Source organism: Hoeflea sp. IMCC20628, from assembly GCF_001011155.1.
GTDB lineage: Bacteria > Pseudomonadota > Alphaproteobacteria > Rhizobiales > Rhizobiaceae > Hoeflea.
Genome location: NZ_CP011479.1, coordinates 1,620,003 through 1,637,702 on the forward strand (window position 1 = coordinate 1,620,003; position 17,700 = coordinate 1,637,702).

A 17,700-nucleotide genomic window follows, 5' to 3' on the forward strand; every position below is an offset into this window, starting at 1 on the left:
GTTTGATGATCCGGTCCGACGCGCGATAAACTCAGCCCCAGAGTTCGGCAGACGGCGGAGAAACTAGCGACCCCGTATAGACCAGCCCCGGAGACCGGTCGCGTGCAAGCAGCAGCGGTCCGTCAAGATCGACCCAGTCCGCATCCTGGGCCAACAGCACTGCCGGGGCCATGGCCAGGGATGAGCCGACCATGCAGCCGATCATCACGCCGAAGCCAAGTTCACGGGCGCGGTCACGCATGCGCAGGGCTTCAGTAAGGCCACCGGTCTTGTCGAGCTTGATGTTGATCGCATCATAGCGATCCGACAGTGATTCGAGATCGGCAAGTGTGTGGACGCTTTCATCAGCGCAAATAGGCACCGGGTGGGGGATATGCGCCAGAATTTCGTCCTTGCCTGCAGGCATGGGCTGTTCGATCAGGCCAATATGCAGTTCGGCTGCGAGCAGCAGGTGTTCACGGATGTTGCTTTCGTCCCAGCCTTCATTGGCATCGAGAATGATTTCCGCATCGGGCGCAGCGCTGGCCACGGCATGCATGCGGGCGCGATCGTCGGATGTGCCGACCTTGACCTTGAGCAGTTTCTGGGAGGTGTGGGCGCGGGCCTGATCCGCCATGTCGGCGGGCTCGCCGAGCGAAATCGTCACCGCGGTGGGGACCGGGCGCGGCAGAATGCGGCAGGCAGTTGTCGAGACCCGGGTGCCGCTGAGTTTGGCTTCGAGATCCCACAGGGCGCAATCAATGGCGTTGCGAGCGGCGCCCGCTGCCATGGCGCTTTGCAGCTCTTCCCGGCTCATCCCTGATGCGATGGCGTCGTTAAAGGCTTTGATCGCTTCCATGACGCCTTCGACGGTTTCGCCGTAGCGCGCGTAGGGAACACATTCTCCGTGGCCGCTGACGCCATTGTCGCTGATGGTGCAGGTGACGACTTCGGCAGATGTCTTGGCGCCGCGCGAGATTGTGAAAGCGCGGGTGAGCGGAAAGCTGTCGATCTTGGCATGAAGTTGTCTGGGCATTGGTGCGTGTCCGTGAATAAAGTGTCGAATACAGTGTAGACAGGCGCTTATACGGTTCCTGTCCGGTGACAGTTCCAAGGCGACCCGCTATGTGTGGATCATGTTGACCGAACAGCAAAAAGATACAAGAGCCGATGTCCATATCGGGCGCGCCAGTGGTCCGTCGCCGCGGGTCGAACGGCGCGTCTCGGAAGATGGCGAGACGCTTGTTCTCTCCGGTGACTGGCGTCATGCGGCGATTTCAGGGGTATATGGCAAATTGCTGGAAATCCAAGATAGCCTGTCGGGGAAATCCCTCAACATCAACCTGGCGGAAGTCAGCAATTTCGACACTGCCGGCGCCTGGCTGGTGCGCAAGACGATGGCAGCAGCCCACGCCTGCGGCGCAGAGGCAAATGTGGTGGGTGCGACAGAACCGGTGGAGAGCTTGATTGCGGCGATCCCGGACATGGTGGATCGGGCTGCACGTGTGGCTCCGGACCGTCAGCCGCTGTTTGAACGGATATTCGCCCCGATCGGCAAGGGCATGTATGAGCTCTATGATGACCTCATAGCATCGCTGTACATTCTGGGATCGGCGGTTCGCGGGGCGCAGCTCAAGCTCGACCGGTCTTCCGGAATTTCCCCGGCGTCGATTGTCACCCATATGGACCAGATGGGTGTTCGTGCGGTGCCGATCATCATGCTGATGAGCTTTCTCATCGGTGCGATTATTGCCCAGCAGGGTGCGTTTCAGCTGCGCTATTTCGGCGCCGAGGTCTTTGTCGTCGATCTCGTCGGAATTCTGCAATTGCGCGAAATCGGCGTGCTTTTGACTGCGATCATGATCGCCGGACGGTCCGGCAGCGCGATTACCGCGGAAATCGGCTCGATGAAGATGCGCGAGGAGGTCGACGCACTCAAGGTGATGGGCTTGAACCCTATCGGCGTGCTGGTATTCCCGCGGATGGTGGCGTTGACGGTTGTGTTGCCGCTTCTCACCGTTGTGGCAAATTTTGCTGCGCTGCTCGGTGCCGCTGCCGTAGTCTGGACCTATTCCGGTATTACGCCCGACGTCTTCGTGGCGCGGCTGCGCGAGGCCATCGACATGTCGACGATCACATCGGGCATGATCAAGGCTCCGTTCATGGCGCTGATCATCGGCATCGTCGCATCGGTGGAAGGCATGAAGGTTGGCGGCAGCGCCGAATCTCTGGGCCGGCGGGTGACGGCTTCGGTCGTCAAGGCGATCTTTGTTGTTATCCTTGTCGATGGCCTGTTCGCCATGTTCTACGCGGCAATCGACTTTTGAACAGGATCCGATGACCCCGCAAGACCCCAATCACTCTGATCGTCTGGTGCCAGACCCCGAGCTCGAGCGCGAGGTGATCCTCTCGGCGCGCGACGTCACCGTTGCGTTTGGGCGCAATGTGGTGCTCGATCATCTTGATCTTGATGTTTATCGCGGCGAGATACTGGGATTTGTCGGCGGTTCCGGTACCGGAAAATCGGTGTTGATGCGATCGATACTGCGGCTGATTCCGCGGCAGCATGGGGTTATCCGGATTCTCGGCGAGGATTATGATCAGGTCGACGAAGCCACGAAAATTCAGCTCGATATGCGCCTGGGTGTATTGTTTCAGCAGGGCGCGCTGTTTTCGGCGCTGACAGTGCGCGAGAACATTCAGGTTCCGATGCGGGAGTACCTGGATCTTCCCAAGAAACTGATGGATGAACTGGCGGAGCTGAAGGTGGCAATGGTCGGGCTTACGCCTGACGCGGCGGACAAATACCCATCAGAACTGTCCGGCGGAATGATCAAACGGGCAGCGCTGGCACGTGCACTGGCGCTTGATCCGGATCTGGTTTTCCTGGATGAGCCGACCTCCGGGCTGGACCCGATCGGAGCGGCGGAATTCGATGAGCTGATCGCCCAGTTGCGTGACACGATGGGACTAACCGTCTACATGGTGACCCATGATCTCGACAGCCTGTTCTCTGTCTGCGACAGGATCGCCGTTCTGGGCCAGAAACGCGTGCTGGTGGAAGGAACCATCGATGACATGCTTTCATTTGACGACCCTTGGGTGCAATCCTATTTTCAAGGCAAGAGAGCGCGCTTGATCCCAAGCCATACCCGGAATCAAGATGTTAAGCAGGACCCGGAACCTAACCCGGCCGGCAGCAAGAAAAGCGAAGCGAAGTAATGGAAACGCGGGCCAATTATGCCATCGTCGGCTTGTTCACCCTTCTGGTGATGTTGTCGGCGTTCGGCTTTGTCTACTGGATGGCGCGCTATGGCGGTGGTGGCGAGACCACCCAATTGATCGTCCGCATCCCTGGCTCCGCCAACGGACTGTCGGTGGGCTCGCCGGTGCGGTTCAACGGCATTCCCTACGGCGTGATCCGGCGGCTCAGTATTGATCCTGAAAGCCCCGATTACGTGATTGCGCAGACCGAGGTGCAGGCCAATACGCCGATCTACACCGATACACGTGCGGCGCTGGAAATTCAGGGACTGACAGGGTCGGCCTATATCGAGTTGCAAGGGGGAACCCCTACCAATGACAATATTTTGCTCCGCGCGCTCACCAAGGACGAGATCGCGGAAATCGAGGCCGATCCGTCCAGCGTGACCAATTTGCTTGCCACGGCCGACGAAATCCTCAATCGCGCCAATGCGGTGATTGGCGAGGTCGAAGGCTTCGTCAAGGACGCGCGAGCCCCGCTGACCGAAACGCTCAAGAACACCGAGATTTTCACCGGCGCGTTGCGTGACAATGCCGACGGCATCGACGATTTCCTCAAGAGCGTAGCCAGCCTGTCCGAGACCGTGAAATCGCTGTCGGGCCGGATCGACAGTGCGCTTGGCTCGGCGGAAGAGCTGATCAAGGCGGTGGATCCGGAGAAAATCGACCGCATACTGGGCAATGTCGACAAGGTCACAGCCGACGTCGCCAATGCTTCGGGCGACATCACCAAAACGCTGGAAAGCTTCCGGCTGGCGGCCAATTCGCTTGAAACATTCGCTGCTGACGCCGGCGTCTCGCTCGACAAGGTCGACAAGGTGATTTCCGGAATTGACCCGGCCAAGGTTGGCCAGGCCGTCGATGACATTGCGGTTGCAAGTGCGGATGCCCGCAAGGCGCTCGCCGATGCGCGAGAAGTGGCTGAGACATTCAATGCGCGCAAAGAAGATTATGATCTGATCATTTCCGATGTTAAGCAGATGACCGCCACGCTCAATGCCGCATCGACTCGCGTTGACGGGGTTCTGGCCAAGGTGGACAATTTCCTCGGGGAAGGGGATGCATCAACGCTGCTCGCCGATGCCGAGGCTACGCTCAAGTCGTTCCGCGATGTCGCCAATTCGCTCAATACCAGAATTGGCCCGATCGCTGACAATCTTCAGCGCTTTTCAGGCTCTGGCCTGCGCGATGTCGAGGCACTGGTCAATGATGCGCGGCGTTCAATCGAGCGCATCGAACGCTCGATTTCTTCCATCGAGCAGGATCCGCAGCGGCTTATTTTCGGTGGCGACACGGTCAAGCAATATGACGGGCGGACGCGCCGTTGACTCTTTGTTGTATGCCTCGCAAGAGATGTGTTAACGGTTTGGTAAGTGGCCTGACACAGGCTTTTGGGAGTGGCGTAAGCGTGAATGTGAGTCGATGGATAGTTGCGATTGCCATGCTGTCAGCACTGTCCGGCTGTGCGGGCGGACTTGTTGCAGCAACACCTCCTGACACCTATGGCCTGTCGGCTGCGCCAGAAGTTTCTGGCCAGCAGTCGCGCAACCGCCAGATCCTGATCAATGAGCCGACTGCGCTCAAGGCGCTCGACAGCGAGCAGATCGTCATCCGCCCGACGTCTTCGTCGATCGAATATCTGGCGAAGTCGCAATGGTCCGACCGGCTGCCGAAAATAGTCCAGGACAAGCTGGTTCAGGCGTTTGAAAATTCGGGCCGGGTTGGCGGCGTCGGACGCCCCGGTGACGGTCTGGCGATCGACTACAAGATCATCACCGCCATTCGGGCCTTCGAGATCAAGGCCGATGCCGGTGAGCGCGCTGTCGTTGAATTGTCTGCCAAGATACTCAATGACCGCAACGGCGTGGTGGTGGCGACAAAGGTGTTTCGCTCGACTACAGCGGTCACGGGCAGCGGAAATGCTGCCTATGTGCAGTCACTTGACCGGGCGTTCGAAGAGGTCGTGCAGGATCTGGTTGGCTGGACATTGGCGAAGATCTGATACGGACGATGACGGCTGCGGCCGAAGAGGCTGGCCACGGCATTCTGCGCCTGCAAATCCACTCACACCCGACCATGGGTCCGATGTCAGGCGACCGGCTGTTTGTGCGCCGGTAGATGCAGGCCATGTGTTCATGCAGTCCAGATATCAATGTGGTGCGCATCGGCGTGCGGTCACATGTACACGCTTCATTGCGTCGCGAAATATTTTCAAGTGTAATGTATAGTCAGCCAATTGTAGTTACATCGATGTCATATATCGTGAGTTTGTAACTATCCGTCATGTCGGATTTTTATAAGTGTTTATCTATTGTGATCCGCGGTCAATATTTCGACGCTGAATAGACGAATTGCGGCCCTAATTGCCAGACTATTGTTACTGGCGGGCATTGGTCCACAGCAAGGATCCGGCCCTGACACCACACTGGACATGTCCAGCAAACAGGAGAGACGCAATGAAACGCATTCTTGTAGCACTCGCCATTGTCGGCTTTGCCGCTCCCGCTTTCGCCCAGGCGGCGGATTTCACATCGGTTGATACTGATCAGAGCGGCGCCGTGAGTTGGGAAGAAGTCGCGGCCGCAATCCCGGACGCGTCGGAAGACTCCTTCCGGTCAGCCGATGTCGACGGAAGCGGTGACCTCTCGGCAGAGGAATATGCCGCGGTGACGGGCCAGTAGGTCTTCGACATGACAATTCATCGAGTGACCAGCTTCATCACAGCGTCGGCACTTGCCCTGGCGTTGCTCGGGATTACCGGCTGTGATGACAAAAGCGGGGCGGAGACGGAGCAGAGCGATATGGTTCCTGGATCGAGCGATGCCCCGGCAGATGAACCCTCTTCGTCTGCTTCCCCGGCAGACTGACGTCCACCCCACACCTGTCCGGACGTTTATTCCGGGGGCCAGTGCGCTGGTCCCCGGACCCATGCTTGTGCGGCTTCAGTCCTTGACAGGCCAGTTGGCGGAAACCAGCTCGACGGTGTTGCCGTCGGGATCGGTAAGGAAGACACCGCGCCAGCCGATCCAGGAAAATTCCTCGATCTTGTAGCTGATGCCATTGGCCTCAAACCAGCGGCAGGCAGCCTGCTGGTCGGCCTGGCTGAGGCTGAGAGCAACGTGATGCAACGTCGACGATGCGGCCACCGACGCGCCGCATCCAGGATTGATCTCCGGGTTAAACAAGGCCAGCACTGCGGTGTGGCCCTCGACGCCGTTGCCCAGTTTGAAGAAGATGATGCCGCCGCGATCAGCCAGCAGTTCAAGCCCCAGAGTGTCGCGATAAAACGCGGTCATGGCGGCAAAATCAATGCATCGGATGGCGATTTCGCCAAGCCCTGAAATGGCAAAACCCCGCGTCTGTGCGGGGTTTTGCAGTCTGTCAGGTGTCCCGGACATACTCAGTCGCGGTCAAAGCGACCACTGGCATGGGCCAGCATGGTGTAGACCTTGCCGGTGTCCGAGGTCAGATAGGTCTGGGTCATCATGTTGTCGCGGTCGTTGCGGGCAACGTCGGACAGCAGCTTTTCGAAATCGGCGATGTAACGGTCAACCGCAGCGCGGAACTCAGGCTCGCGGCCGTACTTGTTCTTGATCTCATCAAAGGTCTGCTGGCCCTTGAGCGTGTAGAGCCTCCGGGTGAAGACGTCACGCTCGCCGCGCTGATAACGCCGCCACAGATCGACCGAGGCATCGTGGTCGATGGCGCGGGCGATATCGACGGACAGCGAGTTCAGCGATTCAACCACATGGCGTGGATTGCGCTCGGGCTTCTTTTGCGCCACGGGCGCGGGAGCAGGGGCCTGTTCCTCGCGGGAAGCGGCGCGCAGCAAATCGCTGACCCAGCCTTCGCTCTTGGCCGGAGCGGCGCCGGCAGTTTCGAAGCTGCCGCGCAATGGCACGCGTTGGGCCGGAACCTCAATGCGTGGCGCTGGAGCAGGTGCAGCAGGAGCAGGTTGACGCTGGGGTGCAGCCTGCTGAACGGCGGCGCGAGGCGCAGGACGAGGTGCCGGCTCGCTGACCTCGATGCGCTGGCTCGACTGGCCGACGATCTGCGAGAGTTCCTGCAGCGCCTTGATCTGATCGGCGACAGCACGGCGCATGGCGGCTGCGCTTTCGCGTGTTTCCTCAGGCAGGTCGAACGCACCGCGCTTGAGTTCGCTTCTGGTGTCATCCAGTTCGCGCTTGATATCAGCGGCCGACTTCCGGATTTCATCGGTCGCGCCGGAGAACCGGGTGATCGCATCCTCAATGGCTTCGCGCACGGTTTCACGCATCAGGCCGGCTGCGGTCTGTGCGCGGGTTTCGGAACCGCGCATCAGCTTGTCGGCGTCTTCGATGGCGCCGCGCATGTTTCCGGTCAGCAAGCTGGCAGCAGATTGCGCCCGGGCTTCGGCTTCACCCAACAGCTTGTCGGTGTCTTCCACAGCACCGCGCATGTTTCCAGTCATCACGCTGGCAGCGGATTGTGCGCGAGCCTCGGTGGCGCGCAACAGCTTGTCAGTGTCTTCGACCGCGCCGCGCATGTTTCCAGCCATTACGTTGGCAGCGGATTGTGCGCGGGCCTCGGCTTCGCTCAACAGCTTGTCGGTGTCTTCCACCGCTTCGCGAATGCTTTCGCGCATTACGCCTGCAACGGAATGTGCCTTGCCCTCGGTCTCGTCCAGCAGCTTGGTGGCACTTTCTGCAGCATTGCGCAGACCGCCTTCAAGCCGAACAGCGGCGCGTTTTGACAGCTCGTCAGCGCCTGAGAATGCTTTAAGGACGATATCCTCGAGCGAATGCATCGTGGTTTCGATCTGTTCGGACCGGCTGACGAGACCGACCGAAAGCGACTGCAGGGCTTCCCGGCGCTCCTCAAGCGTGGAGGCGAGGTTGGACTGCGCTGCACCAAGGAGGTCCGATGCGGACGCAAGCACCTTGGAATGGTCGTCGAAGCGTCCGGCGATGGCGCCGACCTGGTTGAGCGTCCGGCTGGAAATGTCGGTGAGCCGTTCGACCTTGCCGTCGAGAAGCCGGGCGGAGCCGGAGAGCAGTTCCGCGGCCTTTTCGGTGGAGGAGGAAATCTCGCCCGTCGTCTCTGAAAGCTGGGCATTGGCTGCGCCAAGAGTTGCTGCAGCCCTCTCCACGACTTCAGAAATGTCCTGGTTGCTGGCACCAAGGCGTTCGAGCAGGCTGCCGACATTGCCGCTCAGGCTCTGATTGACGGACTCGATGGCAGACAGCGTTTCGCTGGTGCGGTTGGTGATGGCGTTGATCAGCGCCGCGTTTTCGGCGCGGAGGCGATCAGTCGAATTCTGGGTGACCTCGGTCAGGCGGTTGGCGAATTCTTCGCCGCTGGCTGCGTAACGGTCGACCAGTGGACGGGCCTGTTCGTCAATGACACGAGAAAGCTCGGCGGAGCGGCTGGCCAGCATCGAATTGAGTTCGCGGGTCCGCTCATCCAGGGTGGAATGAACCGCCGTGGCGCGGGTGTCCATGGCCTGTTCGGCTTCAACCAGTCGTTTGACGATGGTCGATGCCTTCTGCTCAAGCGCCTCACCAAGCGAACCGGTGCGGGCGAGGAGGCTTTCTCCGGACGCAGCCAGGCGGGCGTCGATGGCACCGGCCTTTTCGTCGAGCGCGGATACAAGACTGCTGGCGGTTTTACCGATACGGCTCGAGATTGCGCCAGTCTCGGATTCCAGCCGGGACGTAAGTGCTGCGGCCTGTGCGGCAAACCGGGCTTCGGTTGCATCCAGCGTGGTGGCGATAGTGTTCGCCTGATTTCCAACGGTTTCGCCGACGCGCTCCACCAGATCGCTGATCCGGGCGGCTTCACTGCCAAGATCGGCGGCGCCTGCGGAAATGCGGCCGGCAATGGTTTCGGCGTGGGCTGCCAGATTGGCGGTTCGTTCTTCGACATGTTCATCGAGAGTACGGGCAAAATTGCGCGCCTGCTCATCCATATTGCTGGCAAAGCCGGAACTGATGGTTCCCAACGTTTCACCCGCCTTGAGCGCTTCTCCGTCCAGGTCGACGGCAGCGTTGGCGACGGCTTCCCGCAACTTGGCGGCGAGGCCGGTTGCCTTGCCTTCAATTGTCTTGGAAACCGAATCAAGCCCGATCCCGAGCATGTTGTTCATTGTGGTCAGGCGCTCGTCGATACGGCCAGCGCCTTTGGCGAAAGTGGCGTCGACACGATCGGAGGCGGATGTCGCCAGTTCGGCGAAGCGTTGGCCTTCGACGTCCAGTGTTGCCGAAAGCTGCTCTGTGGCACCTGTGAGGCCGGACTGGATTGCGGAAGCCCGTGCGGCAAGGCGACCGTCGAGCACGTCGGCTGCTTCGTTGACTGTCGTGCCGAATGATTCCACGCGTTCGCCGAGCTTGCGATCGAGTTCCTCGGCGCGTTCGCCAAGTTTGCGATCCAGCGATTCAGCGTTTTCCGAGAGGGACCCGAACAGAGCAGCAGACCGCTCGTTCATGCTGGTGTCGATCCGTTCCGCACCTGCGGCAAGCGCGAACTCCAGATCGGTGACCTTGCCGGAAATGCCGGACACGATCTCGTTGGTTCCCTCCGAGAGGCTTGTATCGATGCGGCCTGCGCCGGCGGACAAGGCAGCTTCCAGATTGGTAGCGCGCTGCGACAGGGTTTCGTCGATCCGCGTGGCGGCATTGGATGTGGAGGATTCGAGCCGCTCCATGCCTGCTTCCAGAGTTGTCTCCAGTGCCTCGGCGCGCTGCGCCAAGGTGGCTTCGATCCGTGCCGAAGCCATGCTGGAAGAGGATTCCATCCGCTCCGCGCCTGTACCCATTGCAGTTTCCATCGCCTCGGTACGCTGTGCCAAGGTGGTCTCGATACGGGAGGCGGCTGTGGCGGTGGACGATTCCAACCGCTCGACACCCGAACCAAGTGCGGCTTCCAGTGCCTGGGCGCGTTGCGCCAGGTTGGTCTCGATGCGGTTGGCAGTCGTTTCTGCGGTCGATTCCAACCGCTCGACACCCGTACCCAGCGCAGCTTCCAGTGCCTGGCTGCGATCCGAGAGTGTGGCGCCAATCCGCTCGAGGCTGGCTGACAGAATGCCGTCCATGGCATTTGTGCCGCCATTCAGTGTCTCGTTGATCCGAGACAGACTGTCAGAAAGCTTGCCGTCGAGGCTGCCGGCACGGCTGTCGAACGCGGAAGTGAATTCGCCGACCCGTTCATCGAAGGCGGCGGTCAGGCGGCTGATCGATGATTCAAGCTTCTCTTCAAAGAAGCCGGAGCGGAGATCGAGATCCATGACTGCGTCATCGGCGCTGGTTTTCAGCGACTGGCGGAATGATGCGCCTTTCTCGTCCAGAGACGAGTTGAGCGCTGCGAGTGTCTCTTCAAGACCCGACGTAATTGCTTGCTGACCGACGCCAAGGCTCTCGGAGATGTCCCGGGTGCGGGCGATCAGTGTTTCATTGAGCTGGCGGGCGCGTTCACCGAGTGCCGCGTTGAGTTTTTCGGTGTTGGCGTCAAGCGTCGAGGCGCGGGTTTCAAACTCGGACAACAGCGCCTTGCCGCGCTGGTTGAGCTGGACATTGAGCATTTCCAGCCTTGTGTCGAACTCGTCGGTCAAATCGCCGCCGGAGGTCTTGAGCGCCGTCACCAGTGCATCGGTGCGGCCATCGAGCAAAGTTTCCAGCTGACGGCTGGTTTCGACGGTGCGTTCCTGCAGGCTCGCAGCACGCGTTTCCATCAGTTGCGCGAATGCTTCACCCGAGGTCGAGATCCGGCTCGAAATTTCTTCGCTGGCGGTTGTCAATTCTTCCTTGAGCTGTTCATGGGCGCCGGAGATCGAGGCGCGAATACGCTCGGCATGGCCGACAATTGCGTCGCGTTCGGATCCCAGTTCCTGCACCAGGCCGCGGACGCGCAATTCGTTGTCTGAATAGCTTCGTTCCAGTGCATTGACTTCCGAATGCACCAGGGTTTCGAGTTCGGAAGCGCGGGCAATGGTGCGCTCAATCCCCTCGTTCATGGCCGAGACTTCACGCCGGACTGCCTGGCCGACGGTCAGGATCCTGTCGCCGGCGACGTTTTCGGGTTCGGCAAGGCGCAGCGCCACTTCGGCCATGGACCGTGCGGCGGAGCGCATTTCGCGTGCGCGGGCCATCATGATTGAAAAGGCATAGAAAACCAGAACGGGGACCAGAATGGCCACCAGGAAACCAATGGCCGCGGGTATGGCCAGAATTTCGGCAATCGAACGAATCTGCCAGATCTCGGGTCCGTACAACAGATTCGCCAGTCCGAGGACGCCAAAGGTCCACAGCACGGAGATAATCGTCGCGTTGCGTATGGCTCCACGGCTTGAGCGGATATCCAGCGCGCGCAGAAGACCGGCGGTGGTCTTGCGTCCATCATCATTGGCGGGCGCCAATGGTCCAACCGGGGTGAACGGCGGCGTCGGTGCGCGCGGTGCGGTGCTTTGGCCTGGATCTGGCTGGGCAGACACATTTGCGGCAGTGGGCTTTTGACCGGCGTTCTTGAGTTCTCGAGCGGCGCTGGACACCTTGTCTTCCAGCTCTTCGATCGAAATGTCGTCAAGCACATCCAGGTCATCGTCGTCGAGATCGATATTCAAGGCGTCTTCAAGCGCCTCGAATGTCTGCTCGTCTATGCTCTTGTCCGCTGGTGTTTTACTCATGTTACTCAAGCCTCGTTACCCGAAGGAGGAATTGTTCGTGCAATCCGCCGCTGCTGCACGCCCAAAAGTGGAGGGCTGCCGGTTAGCCGCGAACACGCGGAGAATCCGGTAACGCCCGTTTCCGGACCCTCAAACCTCCAATTTAGTGACACACACAGCGGAATTTAACAAACAAAAGCGATCAGGTGGGTCGGGTGTCCACCGGTTTTTAACGGTGTTCTGTGTCAAAAAAAGGCACAAACGCCAATCATTTGCCACATTTACCGACCGTTAACCATGTCGGCAGGTTTTCCGGTCCGCACCGTGCTGGTGTTTACCGAATCGAGAGGCTGCTGCAGTCACACTCATCCCCAGTTCTTATGGAAATAAAGGATATCCGCGATGGCGGCGCTCAGTATTGCATTCGAAGCCCCGGAAGTCAGTTGTCAGCCGAGACCGTCGGGCGGACGACCGGTCGATCTGGTACACCTGGCGCGGCAGACCGGGGGCGACAAGACGCTTGAGACCGAAGTGCTGGCATTGTTTGCCCGGCAGGCGCGTGAAGCGGTGGCCCGGATGGGTACATTGGAAAATGATGCACGCTCCGAAGTGGCACACCGGTTGGCAGGAGCCGCCAAGGCCGTCGGGGCCTTTGATGTTGCCCGCCGCGCGTCTGCTGTGGAGATCAAGCCAGATGACCTGGTTGCAATGACCGCTTTCGCCAATTCGGTTATCGAGGCGGACACGTTCATCGTCGGCCTTATGCGCTGAGAGCGCCTGCCGGATGCGCCACCGGTCTGACGAGCGGTGATGTGACCGATTTCTGTCGAAATATCGCCGTTTTGGAAAACCATGCCGCGCAACGCTGTCGCAGCAGGGTTTTCATTCTTGCCTCGTGCTGTCCAGCGTGTATGAAAGCCTCACTCTACAAGTGAATACTCCAGAGGCTGTTATGACCAAAATTACCCTAGTTGCCTATGATGGAACGCGTTTCGAGGTTGCCGCCGAAAACGGCTCAACCGTTATGGAAAACGCAATCCGCAATTCCGTTCCCGGTATCGAAGCGGAATGCGGCGGTGCCTGCGCATGCGCAACCTGCCATGTCTATGTCGACGAGCAATGGGTTGATGCGGTTGGCGCGCCTGCTCCGATGGAAGAAGACATGCTCGATTTTGCATTCGATGTGCGTCCAACCTCTCGGCTTTCCTGCCAGATCAAGGTTCGTAGCGAGCTTGATGGCCTGGTGGTGCATGTGCCTGAGCGGCAGGCCTGATTTTCCTCTATTTTCCGGATAACGCTGATGTCTACCCCGATTGAAACCGATGTCGTGATCGTGGGCGCGGGGCCAGTTGGCCTGTTTGCCGTGTTCGAGCTTGGGCTTTACGATCTGAAATGCCACCTGATCGATATTCTTGATCGACCGGGCGGGCAGTGTGCGGAGTTGTATCCCGAGAAGCCGATTTATGACATTCCGGCGTGGCCGGAGATCTCGGGGCAGGCGCTTACTGACCGATTGATGGAGCAAATCGCGCCGTTCTCTCCGGAATTTCATTTCAACCGGATGGTTTCCGGATTTCGCAAGCTGGACAATGGCCGTTTCGAAGTCGAGACCGACGAGGGTGAACTGCTGCATTGCCATGCGGTGGTGATTGCGGCAGGCGGAGGATCATTCCAGCCCAAGCGTCCGCCGGTTCCCGGAATCGACGCCTATGAAGGCACAAGCGTGTTTTATTCCGTGCGGCGCATGGAGGAGTTTCGCGACAAGGATTTGCTGATCGTCGGCGGCGGTGATTCCGCTCTGGACTGGACGCTCAATCTGCAGCCGGTGGCAAAATCGGTGACATTGGTGCATCGCCGTCCGGATTTCCGCGCAGCACCCGACAGCGTCAACAAGATGTTTGCGATGAAGGAAGAGGGCAAAATCGATTTTCAAGTCGGTCAGGTGACAGGCCTGCAGGGTGCGGATGGCCAATTGACAGCGGCAACACTCAAGACCCCGGATGGTGAAATCAATATTGCCTGCAACCGCATGCTGCCGTTCTTCGGACTGACGATGAAGCTTGGCCCGATCGCCGACTGGGGTCTGAATCAGCACGAGAATCTGATTGCTGTCGACACAGAAAAGTTCGAAACCAGCATCCCCGGCGTGTTCGCAATCGGCGACATCAACTGGTATCCGGGCAAGCTCAAGCTGATCCTGTCGGGCTTCCACGAAGCGGCGCTGATGACGCAAGCGGTCAAACGGCAGGCTCATCCGGACCAGAAGGTTGTGTTTCAGTACACAACGTCGTCGACCAGCCTGCAAAAGAAGCTTGGCGTCCAGTAATTCCCGGTTTTTGTAAAAAAAAGCCCCGCTGTTCCCAAAGGGAATGGCGGGGCAAATGGGCGCATCAGTTATCAAACTCGATGAGGGAGGGTCACCAAGTGGCTTCCATGCGCCGGGAGAACTCGAATCATTTGATTAAAAGGCCCCACAACTGCAATATGACCTAATCGGTGATGGTTTAATATTGTCAGGAGTTCCCGGTGGAAAATGGGGGTCCGGAATTTGCACTATCATCACTTGAGAATACTTAAATTGCCGTGATGTTGTTGTTCCCTCGGGGGAATAGGCTATGAAACAGCGATAAACCCTGTCTCTGCCGTCAGTCGGGGCGTTGACGCTTTCCATGGATCGCGACACACCGCGCCCAAACCGAAAGTCAGCTGCGGCTGTTTAGTTTCTTCGCCTTGAAGCGCAGCATCCGCAGCATGCGTCGTTCGAAACTTGCCGCCTCGACACGGTCGAAGCGGGCCTGGTCGGCGGCGTGCTTTTCGATGATGGACTTCGTGGTCGCGTTGACCCGAACTTCCATTTTCTCGCAGGTTTTTTCAGGCCGCAGCCCTTCAAGGGCTTTTTCCATCTTGCGGGCGTGTTGGCGGGCGATTTCGGCGTGGCGCTCTTCATGGCGCTTGATGTCGGCGGACAGCGTATCCCAGACCAGCCGTGTGTCATTGCTGGCCGAGGCACGGTTTTTCCAGCGTGGCAGGGTCAAATGAGTCTCGAGCTTGACCACGGCTTCGATCACCCGGCATTTGCCTTCGAAACTTTCATATTTCACCGAGCCGCCAAGCTTGATTCTGGTGGCGCCGGGATGTCGGGTTCCGCTGTGCATGAGCATCGGGCCGTGCAGTGCCAATTTACGTTCGAGGTCCGCGCCGGTGATGCCACTGATGGAAAAATAGGAATAGGTTTTGGTGATCACCGGATCGGCGGCACCGAGGTGCGGGATCATGCATAGAGTGAGCGCCGTAATGCCGATGCGAAGAAGGCGCATGAATAACTCCGGTCAGAAACAATGGTTCGGAACTTGCGCCAAGGCGTCAGGTCATGCAACAGCAAGCCGGAGCCAAATTGCCACAGGCATGAGGAAAATGACATTATGCAATCACCGCCTGACAGCGTTTTTGAACCCAGGACCCTGAGGCTCGGCCAGGCTGCCGCGATCGGACTGGGACCGCGTTCAAGGGTGATGGGTATTCTCAATGTGACGCCGGATTCGTTCTCCGACGGCGGGCTTCACGCGGAAACCGATGCTGCCGTCGAGGCTGCGTTGGAGATGATTGAGGCCGGCGCGGATATTGTCGATATTGGCGGTGAATCGACACGACCCGGGGCGGACCCGGTCTCTGCGCTCGATGAACAGCGCAGGATCATGCCTGTCATCGAGGCTCTGTGTCATCGGGGAGGCGTGTTGATTTCGGTTGATACCTGGCGGGCTGAAACCGCCCGGCTGGCGCTGGCTGCGGGTGCTCATCTGATCAACGACGTCTGGGGCTTGCAGCGCGAGCCGCAGATTGCGCAGGTCGCTGCTGGGGCGGGTGCGGCAGTGGCGATCATGCATACCGGTCGCGACCGCGTCAGCCTGCCGGATCTGGTGGAAGACCAGTTTGCCTGGTTCGCCGTGTCGCTCGAGATTGCCCGGAAGGCAGGAATAGCGGATGATCAGATCCTGCTTGATCCGGGGTTCGGGTTCGCCAAGGACGCTGACGACAACCTTGAACTGATGGCAAGGTTTGCCGAGTTGCATGCGCTGGCACTGCCGCTGCTGGCTGGCACCTCGCGAAAACGTTTTATTGGGGGACTGACCGGACGAGAGGCGGCCGGCCGTGATGCTGGGACTGCGGCAACCAGCGTGATCCTCAGGCTGGCCGGCGCGGCAATGTTTCGGGTTCACAATGTGGCTTTCAACATCGACGGGCTTGCGGTTGCCGATGCGATGGTTCAAAGCAGCCGCCAAAAGGAGCCTGGTCATGGCTGAGTGTTACACAATTCGACTCACCAATTGCGCGTTCTTCGCCCGACATGGCGTCCATGACGAGGAGGAGTTCCTGGGGCAACGCTTCTTTGTCGATGCCGAGCTCGAGGTGGATCTGAGCGACGCTCTGGAAACCGACTCGATTGAGGGGACTGTTCATTACGGCGTCGCGTTCAAGGTGATCGAGGACATCGTCACCGGCAAGCGGCGTTACCTGATCGAGGCGCTGGCGCTGGATATCGCCAAAGCGTTGACGGCCCAGTTTTCACAGATCCGGCTTGCCCGCATCACGGTGCGCAAACCCAGCGCTGCGGTGCCGGGCATTCTTGATCATGTCGAAGTGACGGTTGAACATCGTGCCTGAGTCCAAAACCGTCATCGCGGCGATTGGGCTTGGCGGCAATATCGGCAATCCGCGCCGGACGATGGCACGTGCGTTAAAGCTGCTTGATGCGCGTGACGACATTCAGCTTCGCACCGTTTCGCGGCTTTATCGAACGCCGCCCTGGGGCAACACTGATCAGGAATGGTTCCACAATGCCTGCACGTTGGTGGAAACCACGTTGGATCCGCATGAGTTGCTCAAGGTGTGCCTGGAAATTGAGTTGCAGCTTGGCCGGGTTCGCACCGATCGCTGGGGTCCGCGTACTATTGACCTTGACGTGCTGCTGCATGGAGATTTTCTGTCAGCCCACGCAGACCTGACAGTGCCGCATCCACGGATGACGGAACGGGCCTTCGTGATGGTGCCGCTGGCCGACATTGCGCCGCAGGCCATTGTCAATCTGCAGAGCATTGATGATTGGTCAAGTCTGGTGGATTCCGAAGGCATCGAGGCGCTGAGCCGGTCCGGGGACTGGTGGCAGTACGAGAAATAGAGCCAAGTGATCAGGCCGTTCTGATCCCGTTCAGCCGCCGCTGGCGATTTTTTGCGGGCCGCGTTTGAGGGTCATGCCTATGACCGGAACCATCTGCTCGCCGACCTTGACGGAAATCGTCACGTTCATGGTCTCGGCGTCGTTGAGATGGGCGATCATTGCGCCGTTCAGTGTTTTACGATTGATGCCCATCACCGCGCGGTTACCCGAGACCTTGCCGGACACGATGTCCAGCCCGTCACCGGCAGAGCCGTCAAGGAAGCGGCCAGTGTAGGATTTTCCCTTGCGGGTGATCACTGCAGACATTTTCTGGTTGAAAACGCCGACGCGGCAGGTGCCATCCAGCGTGATGCCGACGGATTTGCCGTCGTGTTCGCCGCCACTGAGATTGCAGACGAATTTCGTGCCCTTGTATTTTCCGGCAACAATTTCGCCCGGGCCTTTCCAGGCGCCGGCAACGGATTCGAAGAAGGCCGTATCCTTGTCGCGCGCCATTGATGGCGACGCGAAACTCAGGGCGGTGGCCGCAAGACAAAGTGAGAGGATGCGAAACTTCGAGTACATGGGTCACACCTGTTGCGGCTGGAAATGAAGCCCCAAAATGACTTCGAATGGTTAATGGAGAGTAATCGGCACTGCAAATTCC

The 17,700-nt window shown here is 59.2% G+C and carries 16 protein-coding genes; 11 read left to right on the top strand and 5 right to left on the bottom strand.

Annotated elements, in window-relative coordinates:
* Window positions 1–31: 31 nt before the first annotated feature.
* Entirely contained in the window at window positions 32–1,015 is a 984-nt protein-coding gene (gene dgcA, locus IMCC20628_RS07615) for an N-acetyl-D-Glu racemase DgcA (protein WP_047029730.1), read from the bottom strand.
* Window positions 1,016–1,115: 100 nt separating this feature from the next.
* Between dgcA and IMCC20628_RS07620 the strand changes: the two genes are divergently transcribed.
* The 5 genes from IMCC20628_RS07620 (at window position 1,116) to IMCC20628_RS07640 (ending at window position 5,924) form a co-directional block, all read left to right on the top strand.
* Window positions 1,116–2,306, top strand: coding sequence for an ABC transporter permease (locus tag IMCC20628_RS07620; protein ID WP_047032357.1), 1,191 nt, complete (start codon window positions 1,116–1,118; stop codon window positions 2,304–2,306).
* A gap of 10 nt (window positions 2,307–2,316) precedes the next feature.
* Entirely contained in the window at window positions 2,317–3,201 is an 885-nt protein-coding gene (locus IMCC20628_RS07625) for an ABC transporter ATP-binding protein (protein ID WP_047029731.1), read from the top strand.
* Complete coding sequence (locus IMCC20628_RS07630; RefSeq protein ID WP_047029732.1) at window positions 3,201–4,571, top strand: MlaD family protein; 1,371 nt, start codon at window positions 3,201–3,203, stop codon at window positions 4,569–4,571. The genes IMCC20628_RS07625 and IMCC20628_RS07630 overlap by 1 nt, the downstream gene beginning before the upstream one ends.
* A gap of 113 nt (window positions 4,572–4,684) precedes the next feature.
* On the top strand, window positions 4,685–5,245 hold the full coding sequence (locus IMCC20628_RS07635; RefSeq protein ID WP_047029733.1) for an ABC-type transport auxiliary lipoprotein family protein: 561 nt from the start codon (window positions 4,685–4,687) through the stop codon (window positions 5,243–5,245).
* A 454-nt stretch (window positions 5,246–5,699) separates the two neighbouring features.
* Window positions 5,700–5,924, top strand: coding sequence for a hypothetical protein (locus IMCC20628_RS07640; RefSeq protein WP_047029734.1), 225 nt, complete (start codon window positions 5,700–5,702; stop codon window positions 5,922–5,924).
* A 261-nt stretch (window positions 5,925–6,185) separates the two neighbouring features.
* On the opposite strand, the gene IMCC20628_RS07645 is transcribed toward IMCC20628_RS07640, so the two are convergent.
* Both IMCC20628_RS07645 and IMCC20628_RS07650 read right to left on the bottom strand, forming a co-directional pair.
* The gene (locus tag IMCC20628_RS07645; protein WP_047029735.1) at window positions 6,186–6,641 is read right to left on the bottom strand and encodes a VOC family protein; all 456 of its coding nucleotides are present in this window, start codon (window positions 6,639–6,641) and stop codon (window positions 6,186–6,188) included.
* A gap of 2 nt (window positions 6,642–6,643) precedes the next feature.
* On the bottom strand, window positions 6,644–11,899 hold the full coding sequence (locus tag IMCC20628_RS07650) for a hypothetical protein (protein WP_047029736.1): 5,256 nt from the start codon (window positions 11,897–11,899) through the stop codon (window positions 6,644–6,646).
* 381 nt (window positions 11,900–12,280) lie between these two features.
* Between IMCC20628_RS07650 and IMCC20628_RS07655 the strand changes: the two genes are divergently transcribed.
* From IMCC20628_RS07655 to IMCC20628_RS07665, 3 genes are all read left to right on the top strand, one after another.
* Entirely contained in the window at window positions 12,281–12,649 is a 369-nt protein-coding gene (locus IMCC20628_RS07655) for an Hpt domain-containing protein (protein WP_047029737.1), read from the top strand.
* 181 nt (window positions 12,650–12,830) lie between these two features.
* Window positions 12,831–13,151, top strand: coding sequence for a 2Fe-2S iron-sulfur cluster-binding protein (locus IMCC20628_RS07660; RefSeq protein ID WP_047029738.1), 321 nt, complete (start codon window positions 12,831–12,833; stop codon window positions 13,149–13,151).
* A 27-nt stretch (window positions 13,152–13,178) separates the two neighbouring features.
* Window positions 13,179–14,204 (top strand): NAD(P)/FAD-dependent oxidoreductase, encoded by a 1,026-nt coding sequence (locus IMCC20628_RS07665; RefSeq protein WP_047029739.1) that lies wholly within the window; start codon window positions 13,179–13,181, stop codon window positions 14,202–14,204.
* A gap of 376 nt (window positions 14,205–14,580) precedes the next feature.
* Here IMCC20628_RS07665 and IMCC20628_RS07670 read toward each other — a convergent pair whose 3' ends face one another.
* Entirely contained in the window at window positions 14,581–15,195 is a 615-nt protein-coding gene (locus tag IMCC20628_RS07670; protein ID WP_047029740.1) for a DUF922 domain-containing protein, read from the bottom strand.
* A gap of 105 nt (window positions 15,196–15,300) precedes the next feature.
* On the opposite strand from IMCC20628_RS07670, the gene folP reads away from it, so the two are divergent.
* Genes folP through folK form a run of 3 tightly spaced genes read left to right on the top strand, consistent with a single transcriptional unit; the run spans window position 15,301 to window position 17,054 of the window.
* The gene (gene folP / locus IMCC20628_RS07675; protein WP_082128055.1) at window positions 15,301–16,179 is read left to right on the top strand and encodes a dihydropteroate synthase; all 879 of its coding nucleotides are present in this window, start codon (window positions 15,301–15,303) and stop codon (window positions 16,177–16,179) included.
* Complete coding sequence (gene folB / locus IMCC20628_RS07680) at window positions 16,172–16,540, top strand: dihydroneopterin aldolase (protein WP_047029741.1); 369 nt, start codon at window positions 16,172–16,174, stop codon at window positions 16,538–16,540. Before folP ends, folB begins: the two co-directional genes overlap by 8 nt.
* Entirely contained in the window at window positions 16,533–17,054 is a 522-nt protein-coding gene (folK, locus tag IMCC20628_RS07685) for a 2-amino-4-hydroxy-6-hydroxymethyldihydropteridine diphosphokinase (protein ID WP_047029742.1), read from the top strand. Before folB ends, folK begins: the two co-directional genes overlap by 8 nt.
* A 30-nt stretch (window positions 17,055–17,084) precedes the next feature.
* On the opposite strand, the gene IMCC20628_RS07690 is transcribed toward folK, so the two are convergent.
* Entirely contained in the window at window positions 17,085–17,618 is a 534-nt protein-coding gene (locus tag IMCC20628_RS07690; RefSeq protein WP_047029743.1) for a hypothetical protein, read from the bottom strand.
* Between the last annotated feature and the right edge of the window lie 82 nt (window positions 17,619–17,700).

Coding starts and splice junctions, on each gene's coding strand:
- IMCC20628_RS07670 (WP_047029740.1), bottom strand. CDS start 15,195: ATGCGCCTTCTTCGCATCGGCATTACGGCGCTCACTCTATGCATGATC.
- folP (WP_082128055.1), top strand. CDS start 15,301: ATGCAATCACCGCCTGACAGCGTTTTTGAACCCAGGACCCTGAGGCTC.
- IMCC20628_RS07650 (WP_047029736.1), bottom strand. CDS start 11,899: ATGAGTAAAACACCAGCGGACAAGAGCATAGACGAGCAGACATTCGAG.
- IMCC20628_RS07640 (WP_047029734.1), top strand. CDS start 5,700: ATGAAACGCATTCTTGTAGCACTCGCCATTGTCGGCTTTGCCGCTCCC.
- IMCC20628_RS07660 (WP_047029738.1), top strand. CDS start 12,831: ATGACCAAAATTACCCTAGTTGCCTATGATGGAACGCGTTTCGAGGTT.
- IMCC20628_RS07635 (WP_047029733.1), top strand. CDS start 4,685: ATGCTGTCAGCACTGTCCGGCTGTGCGGGCGGACTTGTTGCAGCAACA.
- IMCC20628_RS07625 (WP_047029731.1), top strand. CDS start 2,317: ATGACCCCGCAAGACCCCAATCACTCTGATCGTCTGGTGCCAGACCCC.
- IMCC20628_RS07645 (WP_047029735.1), bottom strand. CDS start 6,641: ATGTCCGGGACACCTGACAGACTGCAAAACCCCGCACAGACGCGGGGT.
- folB (WP_047029741.1), top strand. CDS start 16,172: ATGGCTGAGTGTTACACAATTCGACTCACCAATTGCGCGTTCTTCGCC.
- IMCC20628_RS07690 (WP_047029743.1), bottom strand. CDS start 17,618: ATGTACTCGAAGTTTCGCATCCTCTCACTTTGTCTTGCGGCCACCGCC.
- dgcA (WP_047029730.1), bottom strand. CDS start 1,015: ATGCCCAGACAACTTCATGCCAAGATCGACAGCTTTCCGCTCACCCGC.
- IMCC20628_RS07665 (WP_047029739.1), top strand. CDS start 13,179: ATGTCTACCCCGATTGAAACCGATGTCGTGATCGTGGGCGCGGGGCCA.
- IMCC20628_RS07655 (WP_047029737.1), top strand. CDS start 12,281: ATGGCGGCGCTCAGTATTGCATTCGAAGCCCCGGAAGTCAGTTGTCAG.
- IMCC20628_RS07630 (WP_047029732.1), top strand. CDS start 3,201: ATGGAAACGCGGGCCAATTATGCCATCGTCGGCTTGTTCACCCTTCTG.
- IMCC20628_RS07620 (WP_047032357.1), top strand. CDS start 1,116: ATGTTGACCGAACAGCAAAAAGATACAAGAGCCGATGTCCATATCGGG.